This is a genomic window from Microbacterium sp. H6, from assembly GCF_003314775.1.
Taxonomy (GTDB): Bacteria; Actinomycetota; Actinomycetes; order Actinomycetales; family Microbacteriaceae; genus Microbacterium; species Microbacterium oxydans.
This window is the reverse complement of the sequence record NZ_QOAY01000061.1, coordinates 1-2,577: the sequence shown is the minus strand read 5'-3', so window position 1 is coordinate 2,577 and position 2,577 is coordinate 1. Positions and strand designations below refer to the sequence as shown.

Sequence of the window (2,577 nt, the reverse complement as noted above, 5' to 3'; positions counted from 1 at the left end):
AGGACCTCGGCCGTCGCCAGCGCATGTGTCTCGGTCAGCAGCAGCACACCCAGGTGCCACGCCTCACCGACCCTGACGATGCGACGCCCGCGCCAGCGCGAATCGCGCTGTTCGCCGAGCCCTTCCTTCGGAGCGCCCTTCAGGTCGTGCACGGCCTGTGTCAGCAGCGCGGATGCGGTGGTCACAGCTCTCCCTGTCGTGTCTTGTCGGCCAGTCGCGGGCCCACGACCTCCGCGCGGTCGCCACGGAGCGTCATCCCGATCAGGGGATACAGCAGCACGGACAGCATTCCGGCTCCGACGAGCGCCGCAGCCGTGCCGGTGTCGAGCATCTTCTGATCCACACCGATGGCGGTGACAGCCACGATGATCGGCAGGCCCGTCGCGGCGAGCAGTCCGAGGGCCGCGCGGTCGCGCACGCTCATCCCCGCCGGCGCCGAGAGCTGCGCCGCGGATCCGCGGATCACGAGCAGAGCGATCAGGAAGACGGGCACCAGCCCCAGCGCCGTCGGCGAAGACAGCAATGCCTGCAGATCGAACGTGACCCCGGTGTAGAGGAAGAAGATCGGCACGAGGAAACCGAAGGCGATCGCCTCGATCTTGCTCTCGACCTCTTCCGCGTCCTTCTTCGGTGCACGCGCCATGATGATGCGCCAGACCGCCCCGGCCACGAAAGCCCCGAGCAGCATGTCGAGATCGAGCATGACGCTCAGCCCGACGAGAGCGGCGATGAGCAGGATCACGAAGCGCACGCCGAACTGATCCGAGGTGTGCAGTGTCGCCCGCACGATGCCGTGCAGCCGCCCGTGCGGGACGCGGTGCGCCAGCAGCACCGCGAGCCCGGCGAGCACCACGAAGGTCAGCAGCACGGCCGTGGCGATCGGCGTGGTCCGCGTGCTGAGGAAGATCGAGATCGCGATCAACGGGAGGAACTCGCCCACCGCGCCGATCGCGCTGATGGCACGGCCGAAGGGGGTGTCGAGCTCGCGGGCATCGCGCAGGATCGGCATCAGGGTGCCCAGCGCCGTGGAACTGAGCGCGATGCCGACCACCACCATCCCCTCTCCCGGCGCGAAGAAGAAGCCCAGGCCTATGCCCAGGAGCACGCTGAGCAGCCAGCCCAGAGAGGCGCGCGCGAGCGGCTTGCCCGCCACCATCTTGAAGTCGATCTCGGTTCCGGCGACGAAGAACAGCAGCGCGAGGCCGAAATCGCTGAGCTTCTCCAGCAGCGGTCCCGGTTCGACCCAGCCGAAGACAGCGGGACCGACGAGGATGCCGAGCACGAGCTCGAACACCACGATGGGCACCCGGACCACCGGTCGCACGCCGCGTGCGAGAAGCGGCGCCGCCACGGCGAGCAGCGGGATCAGCACGAGGCCGAGGTCACTCGCATTCATGCTCTCAGGGTAGGTGAGAGCGGTGCAGTGCGCAGGCAGTGCAGCGGGTGATCTTTCGCGATTCGCCCGCTCGGCGCATCCACGGCAGAATCGATGCACACCCTCGAGGAGCCCCCATGTCTCAGCCCGATACCGCCCGCCTGCTCATCGCCTGCGACGACCAGCCCGGCATCGTCGCCGCCGTCGCCGGCGTGCTCGCTCATCACGGCGCGAACATCATCTCGCTCGATCAGCACTCGACCGACTCCGAGGGCGGACGCTTCTTCCAGCGCACGGTCATCCACCTCGACGGTCTGGCAGCGGCGCGCCCGGCACTCGAAGCCGACATCGCGGCCGTCGCCGAGCGCTTCGGCATGGAGTGGTCGCTGCACGACGTGGCCCGCCGCAAGCGCGTCGCGATCTTCGTCTCGAAGTACGATCACTGCCTCATGGAGCTGCTGTGGCGTACGCAGCGCGGACAGCTCGACATCGACATCACCATGGTCGTGTCCAACCACCCCGACCTGGCCGAGGCCGTCCGCTCGTTCGGTGTGCCGTTCGTGCACATCCCCTCCGGCGACAAGGCCGCCATGGAGGATCGTCAGCTCGAACTGCTGCGCGGGAACGTCGACCTCGTCGTGCTCGCCCGCTACATGCAGATCCTCTCCGACGACTTCATCACGCGCCTCGAAGCTCCGGTCATCAACATCCACCACTCGTTCCTGCCCGCGTTCATCGGAGCGAACCCGTACGCTCGCGCCAAGGACCGTGGCGTCAAGCTGATCGGCGCGACCGCGCACTACGCGACGGCCGATCTCGACGAGGGACCGATCATCGAACAGGACGTCACGCGCGTCACCCACTCCGAGTCGGCCGCCGAGCTGCAGAGTCGCGGTGCCGACGTCGAGCGCCTCGTGCTCGCCCGCGCCGTGCAGTGGCACGCCGAGGATCGCGTGATCGTGCACGGCAAATCCACCGTGATCCTCTAGCCCGGTCGAACCCGGGAGGACGCGGGTCCAGTCGCGGTCGCTCAGGATATCGACCGCGAGCCCGTGGGAGGCCGCTGCCAGGCGTCGGTCATTCGTCCACAGCGCGGAGCAGCCCGCGATCCGGGCCGCAGCGAGGGTCACGGCGTCGCCGGGAGCCCTGCCATCAGCTCGGCGAAGACCTCGGCAGCCGAGCCATGACGCACCAGCGGCGCG

The 2,577-nt window shown here is 68.6% G+C and carries 2 protein-coding genes and 1 pseudogene; 1 reads left to right on the top strand and 2 read right to left on the bottom strand.

Translation table 11 applies throughout. The features are described 5' to 3' along the window. A pseudogene (locus DSP71_RS04080) lies at positions 1-185 on the bottom strand (glutaminase); the annotation flags it as partial. Beyond that, positions 182-1,396 (bottom strand): cation:proton antiporter, encoded by a 1,215-nt coding sequence (locus tag DSP71_RS04075; protein ID WP_113680414.1) that lies wholly within the window; start codon positions 1,394-1,396, stop codon positions 182-184. The gene DSP71_RS04075 and the pseudogene DSP71_RS04080, both read right to left, overlap by 4 nt. A 116-nt stretch (positions 1,397-1,512) precedes the next feature. On the opposite strand from DSP71_RS04075, the gene purU reads away from it, so the two are divergent. Continuing rightward, on the top strand, positions 1,513-2,364 hold the full coding sequence (purU, locus tag DSP71_RS04070) for a formyltetrahydrofolate deformylase (RefSeq protein ID WP_046747746.1): 852 nt from the start codon (positions 1,513-1,515) through the stop codon (positions 2,362-2,364). Positions 2,365-2,577 lie beyond the last annotated feature (213 nt).